Below are 18,602 nucleotides of genomic sequence, written 5' to 3'. Positions count from 1 at the left end.
GGATACCGGGTAAAGGCACGTTAAAGGCGGGTCGTGAACCGGCTGCCACCGTTGGGTGTACTGAACCCGAACACGTCCGAGGAATGTTGGAGCAATGCACCGATATGTCCTTCGAAGAGAGCCCCAGACCTGCGCACGCCGATGCGCGAGTCGGAACGGCGGGTCGCCAGGATCTCGTCCAGCCGCGAGAGTTCCTGGAAGTTGTCCGCGTTCACCGCGACCCCCAGGCTCAGTGCCCGGACCAGTTCGGCCCGTGTCTTGGCGGGGGAGTCGAACACGATGTGTGCGGGTTCGAAGCCCGCCTCCAGCGCCTGGGCGCCCTGGAGCCGGGAAAGGGTCCGCTTCAGCGCGGCATCGTTGACCCTCGGATGGATGACCTCGACGAGTACGGCAGCCGAGGTGAAGACCGGCAGATCGGCGTCACGGCGCCGCCTCCGAGGTCCTGCCCGCTGCTACCGGCCAGGCACTCCAGCGGTACGGCCTAGAAGCGGCGCGCGGGCTCCGGCTGTTTCGAGTGCGGAGGCCCTGTGGAGTGCTCCACAGGGCCTTCGCCGTCCACCGGTCAGACGTTGTCCGCGGCCTTGCGGCGGCGTACGGCGAGAACCGCTCCGGCGCCGAGTACGACGGTGACGGCGCTCGCGAGAGCGAGCGGCGCCATCGCGGAGGACGTACCGGTCGCGGCGAGGTTGCCGTCGGTGTCGGTTCCGGTGGGCGTCACCTGCACCGCCTGCTTGGACGTGCCGCCCTGTGGCGAAGCGCCCGTATCCGTGCCGGGCTTCGCGGCGTCCGGCCGCTTGTCGTCGTCCTCGCCGGGCTGGCCGGGCTCGGCTTCGTCGACCGGGCCGGTCTTGCTGCCCGCGGGCAGAAGTTCGAAGTCGTAGCGCTTCATCGGGCCCAGGACGCAGGGGTTGTACGCGTCGGAGGCGTCACCGGCGAACAGGGCGAAGGCATCGGCGGCCTGGGCCGCGGAGTCGACCTGCATCCGCAGTTTCACGTCGTTCTGCTCGCCCGGCTTCATGGTGTCGATGTGCGCGATGTGCTCGGGACCGTCGCCGTTGAGGGCGTGCCAGCCCGAGCCGTTGGACCATTCCACCTCCAAGTCACTCTTCTCACCGCGGTGTTCGTCGGTCACATGGAAGAACACCAGGGGGTCCACGGTCAGCGTGCGCTCGGTTCCGTTGGTCACGCGCAGGGTGAAATCGACGGTGGTCCCGGCAACGACCTCGGACGGCAGCCCCACCGCGAGCGAGGTCAGCCCGTCCTCACGGACGCACTCCTTGGCGGTGGCGAGTGCTTCTTCGGCGGCCTCCTTGGCCTTGAGGGCCTCCTTGGGAGCGTCCTGGACCAGGCTGTACTCGCGGAAGGCCGCCACCCTGGCGTCGTCCAGCGCGGTGTGCGCGTCCTTTGCCGCGGCGTCGGCGCCCTGCTTGGCCTCGACCGCCTTCGCCAGATCGCTCTTGGCGGCCTCGAGGGCTTGCTGCGCCTCGGCCTTCTCGGTGTCGTCCTGGGCCGCTTCCAGCTTGGCCTCGGCGTCCGCGACGGCCTTCTCGGCCGCGTCCTTGGCGCCGGACGCTTCCTTGGCCGCCTTGTCCGCGGCGATCGTGGCCGCCTTGAGCGGGTGCGTGTCGGAGTCCAGGGAGTCCAGGGCGGCCTTGAGCTTCTTCTGCCCTTCCTCCTTGGCGATGACGGCTTCCTCGTACGCCTTCTGCGCGTCGGAGGCGGCCTTCACCAGTTCCGCGTACGTCGGCTGGTTCTGCGTCTGTGCCGCGGACGTCCCGGCGGCGAGTGCCGGAGTGGCGGCGAAGAGCACAACCTGCGTGGTTGCCGCCACGGCGACGGCCACGGCGAGGGTACGGCGATATTTCACGGGCGCCCTTTCTTGGTCGGAGACGAAGGAGAACGGCCACCGAAAATCGCGCATAGGGCAGCCTGGATCCCGGCGAGCGTATAGGCCAAGTAAAGGGTGGGGTGGTGTTTTTCCGTCCTGCACATCCCCATGAGGGAAAGCATCACGGATGAAAGGGGCGAATGCGGATGGTTGTTCAGGACGCCTGCATTTCTCTGTGACTTATATCACTGACACGCAGGCGGCGTCCGAGGCATCCGGGCGCTGCGTCCGGGCTGCCGGGCCGGCACGCTTCGCCTCCGGCACGAGTAAGCGAGCACTGACGAGCCATGGCAGCCACGGGTGTTGGCGGGCGGATCACCGTGGCCGGGCCCAGAGGCTTGGCTCCTCTGCGGTACGGATCCCTTCGCCGTCTCCGTAGAACGAGACGCTCCGCACGGAGTGTGGATTTTGACATGCCGAATCGTGGAGCTTTCTCGCCGGCGCCGCTCATGAGGCAGAGAACAAGCGCGCCGCGGTGCGCGGGATTGGATTTCTCCCAGGAATTTCGGCCACCGGAAGCGCCTCCGGAAAAGACCGGCGAGTTCCTGCACGTCCCGGTCATGGGCACAGGAGCGGCAGGTGATCAGATGTCGGGCCGGCCGGGCTCGGGGCGGGGGGCTTCCAGGCGCAGGACCAGGGCGCGCAGGGCGCGGAGTTCGGCGTCCAGTGCCTGGGCGCCGGCGCGGGTGAGGGCCACCCAGGTACGGGGGCGCCGGCCGGCGTAGCCCTTCTCCAAGGTGATCAGCCTGGATTCCTCCAGCACCTTCAGGTGCCGGGAGAGATTGCCGTCGGTGACGCCGAGTTGCTTCTTCAGGAAGCCGAACTCGACCCGGTTGGCCTCTCTGGCGATGGTGAGGATGCCGAGCCGCACGCGCTGGTGGACGGTGTCGTCCAGCGACTGGGTCGGATGGGGTCCTTCCAGTTCGGCCCGCGCAGCGGTCGAGTCCCCGACGCTCATGAGGCAACCGTACTCGCGTCGACGGAGCCGAGCGTGGCGCGATGACGGGCCGCCGCCCGCTCGACCACGCCGGCGACCAGCAGGATGGCGGCGAGCAGGAGCGCCTTGGCCTGCGGTCCGTCGGTCCAGCCGGGGTGGGCGGGGTTCTGCCAGAAAAGCCATCCGGTGCCCCAGGAGGCACCGAGGTAGGCGGTGAGCAGCAGGCCATGAGCGATGCCCGCGGCCACGGCGATCCAGCTGCGTTCGGCCACCCCGAGGGCGAGCAGGCCGATACCGACCAGGTACCACGGGGAGGCATAGCTGTTCTCCAGCAGGTGGACCTCCCAGGGCTGACGCATGGCGAACAGCAGGGCCATCAGGGCGCCCGTGATCGCCACGGTGGCGATGGCGGTCGTACTGATCCACACGCGGCGGCGGGGGACGACACCGCGGGCCTCGCCACGCAGGCGGTACCAGCGGGCGAAGACGAACCAGGCCAGGGGGAGGAGCGCGAACCACACGCCCCACGCCGCGAAGCGCAGGACGGCGCCGTCGAACTCGCCCCTCAGACAGGGGGTTCCCGGTTCGTGGACGACGCACAGGCCGGTCAACTCGGCGTAGGCGAAGGCCGGATAGGAGCCGATGCTTCGGCCGTGGGCCCCGAAGTTGAAGGCGTACCGGGCGATCGGAGCGGCCGCCAGCGCCAGAAGACCGAAGCCCAGCAGGGAGACCCACGAGCCGTTCATCTGCGCGCGGGTACTGGCCCGCAGGCCCTCCGTCGCCGCCAGCAGGCCGGCCGCGCGCGCCCTCGGTTCGGATCCCGCGCTGCTCAACGACGGTGTTCCCATTCCCACGATGTCCCCCCTGCGGTCGCGCTTCGAACAGCGCTGGGCAGCAGGCCGCCGGTCGGCCTGCTCCCACCCCAACTACTCTGCAGCGCAGAGTACATGGTGTGCAAGAGTAAGTGGCCGCACGGCGACTGAAACGGTGACCGAAGCCGTGGTCGAAGCGGAACCCGCCGCGGCCGAAACCGTGATCGAAAGAGCCGAACCCGCCGCGGCCGTGCCGGCTGTGCCGATCGCGGCGCCGCCGGCCATCACAACGGTGGCCGCGGACGCGGCGGCGAGGCGCCGTGCGCTTTGTACTCGCACGGTGAACGCACTCTTCCTTCTGCCGCATCGGCCCGTGCCGCCGTGGCCTGCGCGGTCTTGGCGGTGCGAGACGGACGACCGCCGCCGCGGGAGGCGGCGGCACGGTCTTGGGCGCCATCCCGGGCGTTCGGGGAGCGCGTCTCGCATCCGGATCCCCGCCGCACGGGAGCCGGCCGACCAGGGAGGTGTCCACAGGTTGCAGCCGTACTTCGCGTACGTGAGCGAGGCCCTTTTGGATTGCTGCTCCGGCGGTCCGACCCGCCGCAGTGAGCCGCGGACGGCGGGTCAGGATCCGCGGTGCATCAAGGCGTTCCGGTCCAGGGTGGCCAGGACGGTGTTGACCGCGACCACGACGGCGAAGACGGTGGCCCACCTGTCCCGGCCGACGGCGTACAGGGCAGCCACCGCGGCGCCGAACACCAGCGCCTTCACGGCCAGAACGCCCAGCAACGGCAGCGCCACCCGGGCCTTCGGGGCGGCGAACAGACCCCACACGACGGCCGCCGCCGCGGGAGCGGCGACGGCGAGGACGAGACGCGCGGCCGTGTGGTCCGCGCTCTGCCACCCCCACCAGGCGAGGGCGGCCAGGGCCAGCACCTCCAGGAGGAACGCCAGCCCTTCATTGATCACGTGCGACGAGCCGGGAAGCGTCACCGGGAGTCGCCCTCCGTCGCCTTCGTCACCTTCATCGCCTTCGTCACGTGCACGGCCGCCAGTTCCAGCAGTTCGTCGACCGACCACTGGTCGTAGACGTGCTCACCGTACTTGGCGGCGAGGACCCGGCCGTCGGGTGCGACGAGGAAGTCGGCGGGGAGGCCCATCCGGCGATCGTCCCGCTCGCCATCTCCCACCGGCACCACTCCCTCGGGGTGCTGCGCTGGTCGGAGGCCGTGCTCGCCGTCCTCACCGAGGCGGGCGTCACGGGCGAGCGGCGGGTCGTCGCCCTGCGCGGACTGCTCAGTTACGTCATCGGGGCCATCCAGCTCGAACAACTCGGGGCCCTGTCCGGTCCGGGCACCGTGGCCATCATCGAGCTGCCGTCCGCCGAGTTCCCGCACATGGCGGAGACCGCCCGGGACGCCCGGAACGTCGGCGCCGACCAGGAGTTCCTGGGAGGACTCGCCCTGTTCCTCGATGGCCTCGGCGACCTCGACGCCTGACGACTGCCTGAAGGCGGCCTGAGGCGCACGGCGTGCCTGACGGCATGCGCCGTCCGTGCCGACGGCGACCGAGCCGTGCCCGCCCGTGAACACGCCGTGCACCGTCCTGGCCGGACCGCTCGGCAGAGGCCGGGTGTGACGGGATAGGGCCTCCATACGCTGAGGCAGTCGGAATGAGCAGCGAGGGCGTCGGATCCGTAGAGCGAACGAGTAGCAACCGCATGGGATGGACACGGGTATGGGCGACCGATACAGCGACGGTGGGGGCGTGGACCGCCGACGCGCCGGCACGGGCGGCCGCGGGCCCGGCGGCGACGGCGACACCCGCGCCACCGCGCTGGAACCCGCCCTCCGCAGCGCCCTGTGCGCCGAGGCCCTCGACGCGTCGGCCGAACAGCGGGCCGTGGCCGCCTTCCGGGCCGCCCGGGCGGAAGGCGTCCACCAGCAGGCACGGGTGCGGAGACGGGACGACTGGCGACCGCGGCGCGTCCCGGGGCGGCGTTCGGTGCGGGCCGCCATCGCCGTGTTCTTCGCCGGCCTGACGTTCAGCGGCGTGGCGATCGCGGCGATCGGCTCACCGAAGTCCGACGGGAAGGCGGGGGACGACGATCACGCACGGCGGCATCCGTCGCCCACCGCTCCCCAGGCTCCGTCGCCCGACCGGTCGCCCGCACCGGCGCCCGCCGACGCCGCACCGTCCGGGCCCGCCTCCCCCACTCCCGTTCCCTCCGTGACCCGGGACCACCCGCCGACGGCCAAGGACATCCAGGCCCACTGCCGCGCGTACGCGGCGGTGAAGGACCGCGGCAAGGCGCTGGAGTCGACGGCCTGGAAGCGGTTCATCGAGGCCGCCGGAGGCGAGGACAACGTCGACGCCTACTGCGCCGACCAGTTGGCGCAGACCGAGACCGGCAACCCGGGCAAGGGGAGCGGCTCGGACAACGGGAACGTCCCCGGAAGCGGGAACAGCTCCGGGAGCGGGAACAGCCCCGGGAGCGGAAGCAACCCCGGCAGCGCGAGCGACCCGAGCAGGGAGAACGGACAGCCGAACGGCAACTCGGCCGTCGAGAAGAACGCGAAGACCGCGAAGACCGCGAAGAACGAGAAGAACGGACAGACCAGTCCACCGGGCCGCGCTCCCGAGGCCGGCGCGGCGAAGACCGGGCAATCCGGCGGCCAATCCGGCACGTGAACGCTTGGAATCGCATGGAATTCCGTGGAATCACGTGGAATGCGGCATGCAAGTTGTGACGCACTGAGTGACGCGATGAGCGCCTTACTGCACAGTTGTGTCGACTTCGTGTCAGTGCACCGGGACCCGTGACATTCGATGCTCCAGCAGCGCTGAACCTAGTGACCCCGGGCGGGGTCAGGCCGCCTGCTCTCCGGGGGGAGGTACGCGGGCGGCATCGTGGCAGGGGCAGACTCGTTCGCACCCCCCCGTGGCGGGTCTGCCCCTGCTTCATCACTTGGCCGGTGTTTCGTCACTCGGCCGGCCCGGCGGCCGCATGAGCCCGCCGCCGGAGCGTTCCCCGCGGATTTGCCTGGTCGTGGCGCTGCCGTGCGGGCCGGGCTGGACGGCCGCGAGCGCGAGGACGCCCTTGGCCGCGACCGCCCGCCCTCAAGAGGCCGTGATCGGCCCGGCGGCAATACGACGGCGCCTGAAGCAACCCGATCTCCAACTGCTACCGTCTACCAATCTGTAGACGTTCATCCCTCGGACGGCCAGACTTCACGAGGGTTCCACTTCTGCGTCCGCGTGTGTTCACACGCGTTCCCCGGAGCGCTCACGCACGTGGACCCATGGCCCGGAGATCCACCTGATGACGACTTCCTCCCCGCCCGCCACGGGGCTCGACGGCGCGGCCATCGACGGCGGCCTCTACACCGACGTCACCAACTTCGCTCGGGACACGCACTGGCTGAACGAGCCCGCCGCGCTCTTCTCCGACCTCGGCATGGGCCTGTTCGCGCTCTTCCTGCTGGTGGCCTGGTGGCGTGCCCGGCGCCAGGAGAACACGGTCATGGCCGCCGTACTGGCCACGCCGTTCGCCGTGGTCCTGGCGTACGTCGTCAACAGCGGGATCAAGAACGTCTTCGAGGAACCGCGCCCCTGCCGGGCCCTCCCGCACGACTTCCTCATCGAGGCGTGTCCCCCGGTCGACGACTACGCCTTCCCCAGCAACCACACCACGGTCGCCTTCGCGTTCGCGGTGGCCCTGCTCGTCATCAACCGGTGGCTGGGGTCCATCGCCCTGCTCGCGGCCGTGGCGATGGGGGCCTCGCGCGTCTACGTCGGCGCCCACTACCCCCATGACGTCGGCGTCGGCGCCCTGGTGGGGACCGTCGTCACCCTGATCGTCGTGCTGATGGCGCGCCGGTTCGCCCCGCCGCTGGTGGAACGGCTGGGCGCCGGGCCCCTGGGCCCGCTGCTCGTCGCCCGGACCGCGAAGCGGGCCCGGCCGACGGCGCGCACGGGCCGGGCGGCGGCGCGGGCCCGGATCTAGCGTCCCGACAGGCAACGGCGCCTCTCGTCGGATCAGGAGCGGACCGCCCGGCCGGCTCTGGCCCAGTTCGCGTGCAGCTTGTCGAGGTAGGACCGGGCCTGGCTGCCGGGGGTGGCCCCGCGGGCGAAGGCGAGCATGTTGCCCTGGCCGGTGTTGTAACCGAGGGCCAGCAGATCGCTCCTGCTGTACGGGGCCGGCCAGTGGGCGGGCAGCACGGCCGCGAGGTCGTGCAGGTACCAGGCCGCGGCCTCGACGGCGAGGTCGCGGTCGTCGGGCAGCTCGTCCCAGGAGCGGTTCGCGAAGTCACGGTTCTTCTTGGTGGCGTCGAAGGTCACACGGTGCATGTTGGCGATGCCGAAGGCGGCGTCCGGCTTGTACTTCTGCCAGGCCCGTTCGAGACCGGGCTCGTGGGGCTTGTACGACTCGTTGTAGAGGATCGCCATCAGCAGCTGGGCGCTGACGCCCGCCTGGCCGGCCCTCCGGCGCACCTGGGTGGCGTGGTCGGCCGGGTCGTACGGTCCCGTGGTCGCCGTCGCCGAGGGTCGCGCCGGGCCGGTGGACGGGGCCGGGACCGCCGGCGCGGGCCGGGGAGCGGAGCCGGAGGGCAGCCCGCCGACCGCGCGCACGGCGATGTAGCAGGCGGCGGCCAGAAGCACCACCGCCGGCCAGCGCCGGCGCGACCGGGTACCGGTCATGTCCCGTCCTCTCCGTCCCGCTCCCCGGGCCCGACGGAGCCGGTCACTCCTCGTAGTAGTTGTTGATCACCACGTCCGGCTCGTCGTCGTCGAACGCCTCGTTCAGCAGGGCCCCGCCGACCAGGCCGGCCGCGCCGGCGCCGATGAGCGCGCCGGTGCCGAAGCGGCGGCCGCCCTGCTGCTGGTCGCCCTGGGGAGCCGGGTAGCCCTGCTGCGGGTACCCCTGTTGCGGATAGCCCTGCTGCGGATAGCCCTGCTGGGCCTGGGGATACCCGGAGCTCATCGGCTGGGGCGGGGTGTAGAACGGCGGCGCGGTGGTCTGGACGCGCTGCGCGCACTCGGCGCACGCCTGGACCGGCCGGGGCACGCCCCACTGCGGGTACCAGCTGACGCTCGTCGTGCCGGGGCCGTGGCCGGGGTCGAAGAAGCAGGTCATGTCGGGGCTCCTCGTGGGGTGCGGCGGTGCGGCGACGGCCGGCGGCTGGGGGGACACCAGGGTCGGTGTCGGCGTCACGAGGACGGCGGGCAGGGGCGGGGGCGTGGGCATGGGCGCCGGCGGGGTCGTCCCGTACGCCCCCGCACCGGGGCCCGGGATGGACGCGGCCGGGCTCGGAGCCGGACTCGGGGCCGGGTCGGCCCTCTCCCGCAGGACGTCCACGCCGTAGTCGGCGGCGATGCCCGCGAGGCCCGAGGCGTACCCCTGGCCGACCGCCCGGAACTTCCACTCCGCGCCGTGCCGGTACAGCTCGCCGAAGACCAGCGCCGTCTCACCGGCCAGGCCGCCGGCCGCCAGGTCGTACCGGGCGAGTTCGGCACCGCTCTCCTGGTCGAGCACGCGGATGTGGGCACGCTGCACTTGGCCGAAGGACTGCCCGCGGGCCGCTCCCTCGTAGAGCGAGACCGGGAAGACCACCTTCGTGACCTCGTCGGGCACACGGGTCAGGTCGACGCCGATCTCCTGGTCGCCGCCGACGACGGGGCTGCCGCCGCTGTGGCGGACCGAACCGTCGGGGCTGCTCAGGTTGTTGAAGAAGACGAAGTGCCGTTCGGACAGCACCTTGCCGGACGCGTCGCACAACAGCGCGCTGGCGTCCAGCTCGTATCCGGCATCCGCCTGCCAGCCCAGCCCGACCGTGACCGCCCTCAGGCCGGGAGCCTGCTTGCTCAGCGAGACGTTGCCGCCCTTGGTCAAGGGCACACTCATCGAACTCCTCCGCAGCTTTTCCGGTCCCCCGTGTTCATGGAGGTCAACGCGCGTGCCCTCCTCGGCAGTTCCAGGATTGCGCAATAATGAAAATATGTGGCTGGATGCGGATCGGCCAGGCAACCACGGGCGCCGTACCTCGCGTCCTGGCCATAGCAGGCATCCGGAACCATGCGATCGGGTAACCAACACTCCTGGAGGACAGGCGACGTGAGCATCATCGGCTGGATCATCCTCGGACTGCTAGCCGGGGCCATCGCCAAGATCCTGCTGCCGGGGCGGGACCCGGGCGGACTGATCGGCACGACTCTCATCGGCATCGCGGGCGCGTTCGTGGGCGGGTGGCTCTCCGCCAGGTTCCTCGACCGGCCCGTGGAGAGCAACTTCTTCGACCTCTACACCTGGGGCGCGGCCATCGGCGGCTCGCTCGTGCTGCTCATCGGCTACCGCCTCCTGTTCGGCAACTCGCGGAACTGATCGGCGGCACCGCCCGGGAAGCGCTCACTCCTCCTCGGCCGGCGACGGGCACCGGTAGGCGTGGGCCCGGCGGCGGTCGCGGCGGACCAGAACGGTCGTACTGGCCGCCACGATCAGCGTGGCGGTGCTGAGCGGGACCAGGAAGGGCGTCATCAAGGCTATCGCCGCGATGACCGCCGTCATCGTCTCCATCGTGGTCACTCCTCCTTTGCGTGCTCGGCCGCGTGCCGGGCCCGGGAGGCGGTGCGGCCGGTCAGGGCGGCCTCGATGGCACCCATCCGGTCGGCCAGCAGAGCAAGGGCGGCGGTCGCGCGCGTGAGGGGATCCCCGGCCGGGCCGCCGAGGGCCTGCGCACGGACGTGGGCCGACTTCAACTCGGCCCAGCGAGTGGCCTGGTGCGAGGTCAGGGTGCCGCGCAGTTCGGCCAGTTTCAGCAGGTTGGCCTCGGCTCCCGTGGTGAGGGTCTGCGCCTCGGCGGTGAAGTGGTCGTCGAGGACGGCGGACAGTTCGGCGCCGTTCATGACGGGCCGCAGCCGCTGGGCGATCTTGTTCATGGTGCGGTAGGAGCCCTGGAGCCGGAACGGCGGCTCGGTGCGCGTCGCATCGGACTGGGCGGCGGAGGCGATGTAGGCGGCGTTGACCGCGAGGACCGTCTCGCGCGCGCTGAGCAGATGGCGCAGCACGGACACGATCTGCTCGACCTCGGCGGGCGCGTAGGGGTGCCCGAGCCGGTCGGCGCGGGCCGCGGGGTCGTGGCCCGCGAGCCGGAGAAACAGGTCCAGGTCGCGGCGGTCGCGGCCGGCCAGCGGGGCCAGCACCGGGTTCGCGGTGAGCGCGTTCTCCAGGAAGCTGAGCGCGAAGACGTCCTCCTTGCCGGTGAGGACGTCGCCGAGGTTCCAGACGTCGGCGCGGTTGGCGAGCATGTCGGGGACGCGGAAGCGCTCGCCCGACTCGGTGTACGGGTTGCCGGTCATGCAGACGGCGAACCGCTTGCCGCGCAGGTCGTAGGTGCGCGCCTCGCCGTTCCGGACGCCCTCGACACGGCGGGTGGCGTCGCACAGCGGGATGAACTTCTGGAGCAGCTCCGGTGAGGTGTGCTGGATGTCGTCCAGGAGCAGCAGGGTGTTGTTGCCCGCCGCCAGCGCGAAGTTGATCTTCTCGATCTCCTGGCGGGCGGTGGCGTTGGGGGCCTCGGCCGGGTCCAGCGAGGTGACGGCGTGGCCGAGCGCCGGGCCGCTGATCTTGACCAGCATCAGGCCGAGGCGGTCGGCGACGTACTCCATCAGCGTGGTCTTGCCGTAGCCGGGCGGCGAGACGAGCAGCAGCAGGCCGCCGGTGTCGGTGCGCTTGGTCTCGCCCGCGGTGCCGAGCTGGCGGGCGAGGCTGTCGCCGATGAGCGGCAGGTAGACCTCGTCGATGAGCCGGTTGCGGACGAACGCGGCCATGGAGCGCGGGCGGTGGTCGTCCAGGCGCAGCCGGGCCCGCTCGGTGTCGACCAGGGCGGTGCGGCGGCGCTGGTAGGCACGGAAAGCGGGTGCCTCCCGTGTCTCGAAGCGTTCGGTGCGGGCCAGGAACTCGTCGATCCGCAGGGTGAGGTTGCGGCCCTCGATGCGCGGGTGGGTGCCGAGCAGGCCCTCGACCGTGGTCACCGGGGAGACCTCGGACTCGTAGCGGGGCAGGTCCGGGCACAGCTCGGCGGCCACCGCCTCGGCCAGGTCACCGGCGGTGGTCTCGGTACCGGTGGAGGTGACGTACGCCGACAGCCACGCCTCGGCCAGCTGGCGCCGAGCGGCGAGGTCGTCGAGCGCGGCCAGGTCCTCGTCGTAGGCGGAACTGCCCACGGTGCGCCGGAACTTGTCGAGCAGGGTGCGAGTGGCGACGCTGATGACGAACCCCTCGGGTCCGCTCGTCAGCTCCTGGAACAGATACGCCGCGGCAGCGGGCGCCAGATCGCCCGCGCCCAGGGAGGCCGGTCCCTGGCCGCCCGGGGCGGCCGGCCAGGTCTCGAGGGCCGCCGCGAGTTCCGCCGCGAGTTCGGCGATGGCGGGGGACGGGCCGAAGGCGTCGCGGGCGCGGGCCAGGGAGGCCGCTCGCCGGGTCCAGGCCGTACGGGCCTCGGCGGTGGTGCCGTGCGCCCAGAACAACTGGGCGGCGGCCCGCGCGGCGGGTTCGTGGCGCAGGGGTCCGGCCTGCTCGTACAGGGGGAGCAGGGCGGTGAGGATCGCCGTCGCGTCGTGGTCGTGGACGCCGCGCTCGTAGCCCTCGTCGTACGCCTCCTCCGCGGCCCCGCGCACCAGGGCCGGCAGGTCGGCCTCGGCCGGCGCGGCCGCGCCGTGGCGGCGCAGCAGCCGGGCGGCGAGGTGTTCGGCGCGGTAGACCTCGGGCGACTCGGACGGCAGCCGCCGGTCCCAGTACGGGCGTGTGTCCGCGAAGCCCGGGTCGGTGACCGGGGCGCGGTAGTCGGTGCCGGACAGGGCGAAGGCGAGGCCGTCGCCGTGCGGGACCAGGGTGAGGTCGAGCGGCTGGGTGGTGACGGCGAAGCGGTGGGTGCCCAGGCGAAGGGTGCGGCCGCCGTCGGCGTACAGGTCGGTGCGGTCGCGCAGTGCGCGGGCCGCCTCCTGGCGGGCGGACTTCAGGCGGCCGCTCAGTTCTTCCGCCCGTACCGGGTCGCCGAGTTCGCGCAGTTCCTCGGCGGTGCGGCGGGCCTTGGCGACCAGCGGGTCGGAGGCGAAGAAGGTGCTGACGGCGTCGGCGTCGGCGAGCGTGGCCGCGCGCCGGGCGATCGTCTCCAGCACCCGGCCCGCGGACGCGGCGAGTTGTTCGGCGCGGCGGGCGCGGGCGTCCAGGAGGCCCTGCTTGCGGCCGGAGAAGGCCTCGTAGATCTCGGTGCGCTTGTCGGTCAGCTCGCCGACGAAGTCGTCGAACTCCGCGAAGCGGGACTCCAGGTTCTCCAGCCGCACCAGCATGGAGGCGAGTTGCTCGTCGCAGGACTCCGGATCGTCCGCGGACGCGAGCGCGCCGGTGACGGCCTGGCCGAGCAGCGCGAACTCGGCCGCGAACTCGGCGCGTCCCTCCTGGTCGCGCAGTTCGCGGCGGCGGGCGTCGAGCAGGGCACGGGCTCGGTTGGCACCGCCCAGCACCTCGGCGACGCGTTCCAGGACGGAGGTGCGCACGGTGGCGTCGCCGATGTCGAGGCCGGCGACGACCTCGGTGACCGTGCGCAGCGAGCCGGCGAGGTCGTCGAGCCGGCCGGCGACCGGTGCCGCCTCGGCGACGCTGCCGATCGACTCGGCGTCGGCGGCAAGGCGTTCGACCTCCCCGTGGTGGTCGGCGAAGGCGTCCTCGCGGGCCAGGAAGGCGACCGCCCGCTGCCCGAACGTGGCGAGGTCGGCCTCCGCCTCGGCGGCCAGCTCGTCGATGCGGGCGGTGTCGGCGTACCGCATCTCCTTCAGGGTCAGCAAGTGGCCCTGGGACTGCCTCAGTTCGCTCAGGCCGCCGACCCAGGCGGCGGCCCCGCGCGGTGCCTCGCCGCGCAGTCGGCGCACCACCGCGGCGAGCCGGCCGGCGGCCGCTTCGAGCGCGTCGGCGGCCTGCCGGGTCAGCGCCTGTACGGTACGGAACTCCTCCAGCACCTGTTCGGCGGTGGCCCGTACGGCGTCCAGCGGGGTGCGCAGGTCCCCCAGTTCCTCCTCGCCCAGCCAGTGGTGGCTGTCGAGGGCGCGGACGCAGGAGGCGGCCAGCGCCTCGTACACCTCGGTGGTCGGCGTGGTCTCGGCGACGGCGCGGCTGATGGACAGGCAGTCGGAGATGCCGCGTACCAGGTCGGCGTTGCCGACCCGGCGAATGGGGTCTCCCCTGTTCGAACGAAGTTGAGAACTTGGGGAAGGTCCGGTGCCCGTGGATCCCGCGTGGGTGTCGGAGACGTAGGGGGAGCTCCACAGCTGGAGGGGGTGCACGCGGCCCGGCTCGTCGGGGCCGGCCGAGGGGTCCGTGCGCAGCGCCATCAGCGTGCCGTCGTCGAACAGCGCCCAGCCGTGGCAGGACAGCGGGGTGGCGACCTCCTCGCGGATGGTGTTGTACGACAGCAGCAGGCTGCGTCCCTCGGCGGGCGCGTGGAAGGCGTACAGCACGTCCTCGCCGTAGGGCGAACGCACCTCGCGCTCGAACTCCAGGCCCGTGCTGTCCAGTTCGTAGGCCTTGTGGGCGCCGGTGGCCAGGCAGTAGCCCCCGGGGAACACGATGCCCTGGTCGTCGGGCAGGCGGCGGCAGGCCTGCCCGATGCCGTCGAGGCGGACCACGGCCCTGGTGAGGGTGTGGAAGACGAGGTAGCGGTGGGCCTGCTCCTTGTAGGGGCGGATCCGCAGCAGGATCAGCGGGCCCACGCTCGCGTGCGCGATGTCCGCGTCGGCGAGGGCCTGCAGCGGCTCGTCGACCGGCTCGCTGTGGATGCCCTCGCCGGTCTCGGTGTCGTCCTCCGTCTTGACGGTGAGGTGGCCGCCGACGGTGGAGACGAAGATCTCGCCGCGCACGGAGACGTGCGGGTGGCGGCCCAGGACGTGGTCCCCGCGGCCGGTCGCGGTCCACTCGAAGTCGTGGGACGGCGGCGGCACATGGTCGCGTTCGCCGCGCCCGTCCACGAACGCCGCCCGGCCGTCGGCGGTGAGCGTCCAGCGCAGCACCCGGATGTCGCCGGCCTTCTCGCCGGTCCGGAAGACGGCCAGCAGCCGGCCCTCCAGGCGGCGCAGGCTCAGCAGCCGGGCCTGCCGGTAGTAGCGGTGCAGGGCCCCGAACTCCCGTACGAAGGCGGGGTCGTCGAGGAGTCCGGGCACCGCGTCCTCGGGCAGCCGGTTCAGTTCCCGGTCGTACAGCGCGAAGACGTCGCCGACCTCGGGTTCGGGCCGGTTGCCGTTGTATCCGAACAGCAGGCGGTCGCCGACGGCCACGACGTCGCGGGGCACGCTGGGGTGCTCGGTGCGCAGCCGGCCGGTACCGGTGAGGTCCAGGCGCGGGGCGCCGAACTCCTCGGCCCGTCGGGCGTTGAGTCGCTCGGCCCCGCGGGCGAGCTCGGCGGCCTGCGCGGTCAGCCGGTCGCGCAGCACCTCGTACGTTCCGGTGTCCACGGAGTCGTACGAACCCGTCTCCAGGGCGGTGGCCATGGGTGGTGCGTCCCTTCGCGAAGAGGTGCGGGCCCGGGGCCCGGCCTGTCCGGCGGATCAGGCCGGCTCCCGCCGGCGGGGCGTCCCGGCCCCGTGATTCCGGCATGATCCGCGGGGCGGGCCCTCAACCGCCGCCCCCCGGCGGCGGCTTGGGGCCCGTCCCGCGGGTCGTCAGACCCGGGCGGTGCCGTTGAGGGCGGTGCCGTTGAGGGCGGTGAGCGGGGTGTCGGCGAGGCCCAGCTCACCGGCGCGGTCGAGGAGTTGCTGGAGCTGACCGGCGTTCGTGCCGCCCGACTGCATCATCTTCATCAGCAGCGCGGAGACCGTCAGGTTCTTGACGTCGGCCGAGTTGACCTGGCCGAGGATCCGGGCGAGGTCGTCGGGGAAGCTCGACGAGCCGTCCAGCCAGGGCGCCGCCAGAGCCTGCGCCGTACGGGAGTTCTCCACGAAGCCGTCGACGCCCTTGCCGAACGAGATGGCACTCATCAGACGGTCGAAGAAGATCGACTCACCGCCGACGATGTCGATGTCGGCGTGCTCCAGGCCGGTCGCGATGACCGTGGCCTGCGCCTCGGCGACCTGCCGCTGCGCCTCCAGGCCGGCCAGCCGGATCTCCTTCTCCGCCTGGAGCCGCAGCCGGTACTCCTCGTGCTCGCGGGAGGCCTCGTCCAGGGCGGCCATCGCGGCCGCCTTCTCGGTCAGGCCCGCCGCCTCGGCCTTCAGCTTCTCGCCGATCGCGGCGGCCTCGGCGAGCGCCTTGGCCTGGGCGCCCTCGGCCTCCGCGCGCAGCCGTGCCTCGATGCCCTGGGCCTCGGCCAGCGCCTTGGCCTGCATGGCCTCGGCCTCGGCGCGGCCGGCCTTCTCGATGACCTCGGCCTCCTGCTCGCGGACCTGGATCGCGGCCAGTCCCTCCGCGGCGGCCTCGGCCTTGACGGCCTCCGCCAGGCGCAGCTTGGCGCGCGCGTCGAGGTCGGCGGTCTTCAACCGGGCCTCGGCCATGGTGAGTTCCTCGGCCGCGCGGTGGGTGGCGGCCTGCTCGGCGGCCTCGGCGGCCTTGATGTCCTTGACCAGCTTCTCCTGCGCCTCCGCCTCGGCGGCGATGATCACGGCCTGGCGCTCGCGCTCCGCCTCCTCCACGGCGCGCAGCTTCTTGATGGACTCCTCCTGCTCGGCGACCGTACGGTCCACCGCGACCCGCTCGCGGACGACCTCGGCGATCTCCCGCTTCTCCGCCTCGACCTCCTTGTCGGCGGCGATCCGGGTGAGCTGGGTCTCCCGCTCCCGGGCGATGACCTCCAGGAGGCGGTCCTTCTCGATGCGCTCGTTCTCGATGGCGATGACGCGCTCGCGGTTCTTCGCGGCGACCGCGACCTCACGGGCCTGGTTCTCACGCTGGACGCCGAGCTCCTCCTCGGTGTGCAGGAAGGCGCTCTGCGCGCGCAGCCGCTCCTCCTCCACCACGCGGGCGGTCTCGGCCTCCTCGCGGGCGCGGGAGGTCTCGATCTCCCGCCTCTGCTTGATCTCGGCGTCCGCCTGGCGGCGCTCCAGCTCCAGGATGGCCTCGCGCGCGTCGACGTTCTGCCGGGTGATCTCCTTCTGCTCGGTGCGCTGCGCCTCGTTGGTGCGCACGTGCTCCACGGCCGTCAGCTCGGTGATCTTCCGGATGCCCTGGGCGTCGAGGACGTTGCCCGGGTCGAGCTGGGTCAGCGGCGTCTGCTCCAGGTAGTCGATCGCCGCGTCCTCGAGGTGGTAGCCGTTCAGGTCGACACCGATGACCTCGATGATCTGGAACCGCAGTTCCTCACGCTTGGTGTAGAGGTCGGTGAAGTCCATCTGCTTGCCGACGGTCTTCAGCGCCTCGGAGAACTTGGCGTGGAACAGCTCCTGCAGCGTGTCCCGGTCGCTGGCGCGGGCGGTGCCGACAGCCTGGGCGACCCTGACGACGTCCTCGACGGTCTTGTTGACCCGTACGAAGAACGTGATGCGGATGTCGGCGCGGATGTTGTCCCGGCAGATGAGCCCCTCGCGGCCGGTGCGCGTGATCTCGATGGCCTTCACCGAGATGTCCATGACCTCGGCCTTGTGCAGCACCGGCAGGACGACCTGGCCGGTGAAGGTCACGTCGACCTTGCGCATCTTGGAGACGATCAGGGCCTTGCCCTGCTCCACCTTCCGGAACAGCCGGGAGAAGGTGAACAGCGTGAGGAGTACGAGGAGCAGGCAGGCCGCGACGAGTGCGCCGATGACATCCATGGCATACGTCCTTGACGGTAAGGAACGGTGAGTAAGGGAGAGACCGGGTGGCCGGGTCCGGCCCCCGCCGTGTCCCGGCGGCTGAGGCGCCGGGCGGCGGGCGGCGGGTGCGCCGCGGAATCGTCGAGCCCCCTCTTCCCCCTGCGACGCACCGGGCGGCGGTACTTCCCCCCTGCCGGCCCCGGCACCGGACATCTGCCGGTGTCCGGCACCGGAACCGTCCGCGGTGCTCCCCTCGCAACATGATGCCCGATCGGGCCCACCTCGCACATTGCCGGTCTCCGGCAGTGTTCGGCGGTACTTCCTGCCGGTGACCTGATAGTGCAGCATCAAGATCGGGAATCCGGGCTCGGAAAGTGGGACTCGGAAAGTTCGGAAAGCGCCACCGTCTTCGCGGGCCGTACCGGATGCGACACGGCGCGGCCCGCGCCGCCCGCACCCCACGATCACGGGGATGGCGGCCAGCGGGGGGCCGTGCAGGCCCAGGCGCTGTCCCAGGCGGCCAGGTTGCGGCGGCGGAGCAGCAGGCCGGCGGCGCCGTACGCCGCGGCGCCGGCGACCGGGACGGCCAGCGCGGCGAGGATCGCCCAGCCCGTGCTGTGGCTGCGGACCTGGGCGGTGGTCAGGGGCGGCTCGGTGATGCGTCCGTCGGTGCCGGCCCATATGTCGACGGAGCTGCCGGCGGGCAGGCCGGGCTCGACGTCGGTCCTGTCGGTGCGGGCGAGCCCGCCCGGGTCGGTGAAGCGCACCGGTACCGGGTAGCGGGTCTTCTTCGCCTCCTCGGAGCCCGGCTCGGGATGGCGGGGAGCGGCGTGCAGGAGGACCGCGGTGGTCTGTCGCCGCGTCTTCTCCTGGTGCTCGGCCGCCTGCTCGTAGTAGCGCAGGGCGGTCTTGCCGACGAAGAACATGGCCACGGGCGCGCCGGTCACCACGACCAGCAGGATGCCGAGGCCGATCCACGCCTGGAGCAGGTCGCTGGGGCGGCGCATCGGGTTGCGCCGAAGGCGCCAGAGCACGCGGCTGGGGAGTTCGTCGGGGAGCGGGTCGTCGGGGAACAGCCCTTCGGGGGGCGGCTGGGCCCGAGGGATGCCGCCGGCCATGGTGCGGCCCTCCTTCCGTGTCCTCGTCGTTCTGGTGGTTCTGGTGGTCTGGTGGTCCTCTTCTCCGTGCGCGG

Annotated in this window: 15 protein-coding genes and 1 pseudogene; 4 read left to right on the top strand and 12 right to left on the bottom strand. The window is 72.0% G+C overall.

The window, feature by feature from the left end; all coding sequences use genetic code 11:
- Positions 1-20: 20 nt before the first annotated feature.
- The 6 genes and pseudogenes from ACIQFZ_RS18840 to ACIQFZ_RS18815 all read right to left on the bottom strand — a co-directional run.
- Positions 21-308, bottom strand: coding sequence for a hypothetical protein (locus ACIQFZ_RS18840; RefSeq protein ID WP_402691776.1), 288 nt, complete (start codon positions 306-308; stop codon positions 21-23).
- Between the two features lie 254 nt (positions 309-562).
- Positions 563-1,867, bottom strand: coding sequence for a hypothetical protein (locus ACIQFZ_RS18835; protein WP_402691726.1), 1,305 nt, complete (start codon positions 1,865-1,867; stop codon positions 563-565).
- 604 nt (positions 1,868-2,471) lie between these two features.
- The gene (locus tag ACIQFZ_RS18830) at positions 2,472-2,846 is read right to left on the bottom strand and encodes a transcriptional regulator (RefSeq protein WP_402691725.1); all 375 of its coding nucleotides are present in this window, start codon (positions 2,844-2,846) and stop codon (positions 2,472-2,474) included.
- Positions 2,843-3,658 (bottom strand): hypothetical protein, encoded by an 816-nt coding sequence (locus tag ACIQFZ_RS18825; RefSeq protein ID WP_402691724.1) that lies wholly within the window; start codon positions 3,656-3,658, stop codon positions 2,843-2,845. The genes ACIQFZ_RS18830 and ACIQFZ_RS18825 overlap by 4 nt, the downstream gene beginning before the upstream one ends.
- A 603-nt stretch (positions 3,659-4,261) precedes the next feature.
- Entirely contained in the window at positions 4,262-4,630 is a 369-nt protein-coding gene (locus ACIQFZ_RS18820; protein WP_383055719.1) for a YrdB family protein, read from the bottom strand.
- Positions 4,627-4,800 (bottom strand): annotated as a pseudogene (locus ACIQFZ_RS18815) (AhpC/TSA family protein); the annotation flags it as partial. The gene ACIQFZ_RS18820 and the pseudogene ACIQFZ_RS18815, both read right to left, overlap by 4 nt.
- A gap of 45 nt (positions 4,801-4,845) precedes the next feature.
- On the opposite strand from ACIQFZ_RS18815, the gene ACIQFZ_RS18810 reads away from it, so the two are divergent.
- The 3 genes from ACIQFZ_RS18810 (at position 4,846) to ACIQFZ_RS18800 (ending at position 7,643) form a co-directional block, all read left to right on the top strand.
- Positions 4,846-5,136, top strand: a complete 291-nt coding sequence (locus ACIQFZ_RS18810; RefSeq protein ID WP_383055718.1) for a TetR/AcrR family transcriptional regulator C-terminal domain-containing protein — start codon at positions 4,846-4,848, stop codon at positions 5,134-5,136.
- Positions 5,137-5,404: 268 nt separating this feature from the next.
- Entirely contained in the window at positions 5,405-6,328 is a 924-nt protein-coding gene (locus ACIQFZ_RS18805) for a hypothetical protein (RefSeq protein WP_402691723.1), read from the top strand.
- 631 nt (positions 6,329-6,959) lie between these two features.
- Complete coding sequence (locus tag ACIQFZ_RS18800) at positions 6,960-7,643, top strand: phosphatase PAP2 family protein (RefSeq protein WP_365419491.1); 684 nt, start codon at positions 6,960-6,962, stop codon at positions 7,641-7,643.
- Positions 7,644-7,675: 32 nt separating this feature from the next.
- On the opposite strand, the gene ACIQFZ_RS18795 is transcribed toward ACIQFZ_RS18800, so the two are convergent.
- Both ACIQFZ_RS18795 and ACIQFZ_RS18790 read right to left on the bottom strand, forming a co-directional pair.
- On the bottom strand, positions 7,676-8,338 hold the full coding sequence (locus ACIQFZ_RS18795; protein ID WP_402691722.1) for a transglycosylase SLT domain-containing protein: 663 nt from the start codon (positions 8,336-8,338) through the stop codon (positions 7,676-7,678).
- 43 nt (positions 8,339-8,381) lie between these two features.
- Positions 8,382-9,542 carry a TerD family protein gene (locus tag ACIQFZ_RS18790; RefSeq protein WP_402691721.1) on the bottom strand — a complete coding sequence of 387 codons (1,161 nt, stop codon included), beginning with the start codon at positions 9,540-9,542 and terminating at the stop codon, positions 8,382-8,384.
- A 210-nt stretch (positions 9,543-9,752) separates the two neighbouring features.
- Here ACIQFZ_RS18790 and ACIQFZ_RS18785 point away from each other — a divergent pair, with 210 nt between their 5' ends.
- Entirely contained in the window at positions 9,753-10,019 is a 267-nt protein-coding gene (locus ACIQFZ_RS18785; protein ID WP_141359764.1) for a GlsB/YeaQ/YmgE family stress response membrane protein, read from the top strand.
- Positions 10,020-10,043: 24 nt separating this feature from the next.
- Here ACIQFZ_RS18785 and ACIQFZ_RS18780 read toward each other — a convergent pair whose 3' ends face one another.
- The 4 genes from ACIQFZ_RS18780 to ACIQFZ_RS18765 all read right to left on the bottom strand — a co-directional run bounded on the left by ACIQFZ_RS18780 (position 10,044) and on the right by ACIQFZ_RS18765 (position 18,528).
- Entirely contained in the window at positions 10,044-10,211 is a 168-nt protein-coding gene (locus tag ACIQFZ_RS18780; RefSeq protein ID WP_365419499.1) for a hypothetical protein, read from the bottom strand.
- A gap of 5 nt (positions 10,212-10,216) precedes the next feature.
- A complete protein-coding gene (locus tag ACIQFZ_RS18775) occupies positions 10,217-15,175 on the bottom strand; it encodes a DNA repair ATPase (RefSeq protein WP_402691720.1) in 4,959 nt (1,652 codons plus the stop codon).
- Positions 15,176-15,346: 171 nt separating this feature from the next.
- Entirely contained in the window at positions 15,347-17,428 is a 2,082-nt protein-coding gene (locus ACIQFZ_RS18770; protein WP_402691719.1) for an SPFH domain-containing protein, read from the bottom strand.
- A 446-nt stretch (positions 17,429-17,874) separates the two neighbouring features.
- Entirely contained in the window at positions 17,875-18,528 is a 654-nt protein-coding gene (locus tag ACIQFZ_RS18765) for a hypothetical protein (RefSeq protein ID WP_402691718.1), read from the bottom strand.
- Positions 18,529-18,602 lie beyond the last annotated feature (74 nt).

The organism is Streptomyces sp. NPDC093064 (assembly GCF_044754605.1).
Taxonomy (GTDB): Bacteria; Actinomycetota; Actinomycetes; order Streptomycetales; family Streptomycetaceae; genus Streptomyces.
Note: the sequence above shows the minus strand (reverse complement) of the source record. Positions and strands in the feature narration are given on the sequence as shown.